Source organism: Verrucosispora sp. SN26_14.1 (assembly GCF_004307965.1).
GTDB lineage: Bacteria > Actinomycetota > Actinomycetes > Mycobacteriales > Micromonosporaceae > Micromonospora.
This window is the reverse complement of the sequence record NZ_SISL01000659.1, coordinates 1-2442: the sequence shown is the minus strand read 5'-3', so window position 1 is coordinate 2442 and position 2442 is coordinate 1. Positions and strand designations below refer to the sequence as shown.

3 protein-coding genes are annotated in these 2442 nt (G+C 72.9%); 1 reads left to right on the top strand and 2 read right to left on the bottom strand.

Annotated elements, in window-relative coordinates; translation table 11 throughout:
• Positions 1-25: 25 nt before the first annotated feature.
• Entirely contained in the window at positions 26-1030 is a 1005-nt protein-coding gene (locus EYA84_RS30540) for an MBL fold metallo-hydrolase (RefSeq protein ID WP_131057682.1), read from the bottom strand.
• 51 nt (positions 1031-1081) lie between these two features.
• Positions 1082-1909, bottom strand: a complete 828-nt coding sequence (locus tag EYA84_RS30535; protein WP_131057681.1) for a cyclopropane-fatty-acyl-phospholipid synthase family protein — start codon at positions 1907-1909, stop codon at positions 1082-1084.
• A gap of 162 nt (positions 1910-2071) precedes the next feature.
• On the opposite strand from EYA84_RS30535, the gene EYA84_RS30530 reads away from it, so the two are divergent.
• A partial coding sequence (locus tag EYA84_RS30530) for an acyl-CoA dehydrogenase family protein (protein WP_161595075.1) occupies positions 2072-2442 on the top strand: 371 nt, incomplete at its 3' end.

Genomic DNA, 2442 nt, shown 5'->3' with positions numbered 1-2442 from the left:
GGCCACCGCCGGCCGGGCCGCCTGTTCAGCTCCGGTCGGTGGTGCCGAACTGCCGGCTCTGCCCGACCGCCAGGTCCCAGAGGGCGTCCGCCGGGCGGCCCGACTCGGCCCACGCCTTGCGGGCCAGCTCGACCGGGGCCAGCACCGGCTCGGCGGAGAGCGCGAACGTGCCCCAGTGGATGGTGACCATCCGTTCCGCCCCCAGGTCGCCGCACGCGCGCACCGCCTCGGCCGGGTCCATGTGCAGCGGCTTCATGAACCAGCGCGGCCGGAACGCGCCGACCGGCAGCAACGCCACGTCGATGTCGGGGAAGCGCGCGCCGATCTCGGCGAAGGCCGGCCCGTACGCCGAGTCACCGGCGAAGAAGACCCGGTGGGTCGGCGTCTCCTCCGAGGTCATCAACCAACCGCCCCAGAGGCTCTGGCAGGTGTCGAAGAGGCCCCGCCGGCTCCAGTGGTGCGCCGGGGTGAAGTCGAACCGTACGCCGCCCACGACGGTCGACTCCCACCAGTCCAGCTCCACCACCCGGCGGAAACCCCGTGTCTGGAACCACCAGGCCAACCCGGCCGGTACCAGCACCGGGGTGTCCCGGGGCAGCCGGCGGACGGTCGGCTCGTCGAGGTGGTCGAAGTGGTTGTGGCTGATCACCACCGCGTCGATCGGTGGCAGCGACTCCCACGACACCCCGGGCGGGGTGTACCGGCGCGGCGTTCCCGGGATCTTGTCGGCGAAGACCGGATCGGTCAGCACCGCCCGGCCGCCGAGCTGCACCAGGCAGGTGGCGTGACCGATCCAGGTCACCGCGGCCTGCCCGGCACCGACCCGGGGCACCGCCTCCTCCACCACCGGCACCCGGCCACCGGTCGCGCCGACCGGGCGGGTGCCACGCTCGCGCATCAGCCGCAGCACCGCCGCCGGGCCGGGCACGGGGTGCGTGAGCCGGTCGGTGAAACCACCGGGCCAGTCACGCCCGCGGGGTGCCCCGGTGAGCCGGGCGAGAGCGCGGTGCACGGCGCGTGGTCGGTACACGGGTTCCTCCTCGGGTAGTGGGGTCGGCACCGGACGCCGGGCCGGCGCACGTCACTCTCGCTTGTGCGCGGTGAGCAGCAGGTAGCCCAGGCAGGACTCGGCGACCGCCTGGAGGTCCAGGACCGCGTCACTGAGCTGGCGCAACACCCGGGGCCCGTACGTGCCGGCGAGGCGCTCGCGCTCCCGCGCCACCGCCTCCCGGGTGGCCTGGTGGGAGCGGCGGACGTGGGCCCCGGCGTCGACGACGTCGACTACCTCGAAGCCGGCCTCGCGGACCAGCTCGACGTAGGTCGGCACGGTCGGCGGCATCGACATCGGCATCGCCGACCAGATCCGCGCCTGCGCGTCGTCCATCGGCCGGGCCAGGGTGAGTTCGGCGAGGACGAGCCGCCCGCCGGGGCGCAGCACCCGGTGTGCCTGGCGCAGCGCGAGGGCCTTGCCCGGCACGTGCACCAGCACCTCCAGCAGCAGTGCCGCGTCGAACCACCGGTCCGGGTACGGCAGGGCGGTGGCGTCGGCCCGGGTGAAGCGGACCCGGTGGGCCAGCCCCTCCTCGGCCGTGAGCTCACCGGCCCGGTCGACCTGTCGACCGCTGAGCGAGACACCGCTGACCTCGGCGCCGGTCACCCGGGCGACGTGACGGCTGGGTCCGCCCGTGCCGCAGCCGACGTCCAGGACGTGGTCGCCCGGCCCGACCGCGAGCCGTTTGGCGAGTTCGTCGTTGAGCCGTGCCTGCGCCTGCGCGACGCCTGCCGGGTCGTGCTCGTCCGACCAGTAGCCGTAGTGCAGGTTGTCGCCGTAGACGGCGTCGAGGAACGGGCCCATCAGATCGTAGAACAAGCCGACCCGTTCGGCCCGTGTTGCCGGATCTTCGGTCACCTGCGACCTCCCCCGTGGATTGACGTATCTCAGCATAGTGTCCGTCGTTTGCAGCAAACACAACACTGTCTTTATGTAGCTTCTAGGCCGCCGGTGGTGTCTTCGTTAGGCTGTGCGCAGAACCCACACCGACTGACCACGGAACGGACGGTGGACCGACTGATGAGCAACTCTGCCAAGGTGCTGGACCGCGCGGAGCGCATCGCCGAGGAGGTGCTGTTCCCGACGGCGGAGGAGGTCGACGCCGCCGACACCGTCCCGGCCACCCACCTCGACCTGCTCGCCGCCGAAGGCTTCTACGGTCTGGCCGGCCCGCCGCAGTTCAGCGAGATGGCCGCCGAGGAGACCGAGACGGCGGCCCGCGCGTTGGAGATCATCGCCAGCGGGTGCCTCAGCACGGCGTTCGTCTGGGCGCAACACCACAGCGCGGTGATGGCGGCGACGCACAGCCAGCGGCCCGGCATCTCCGACCAGTGGCTGGAGCCGCTGTGCCGGGGCGAGCGGCGCGCCGGGCTGGCCATCCTCCTGTCTCT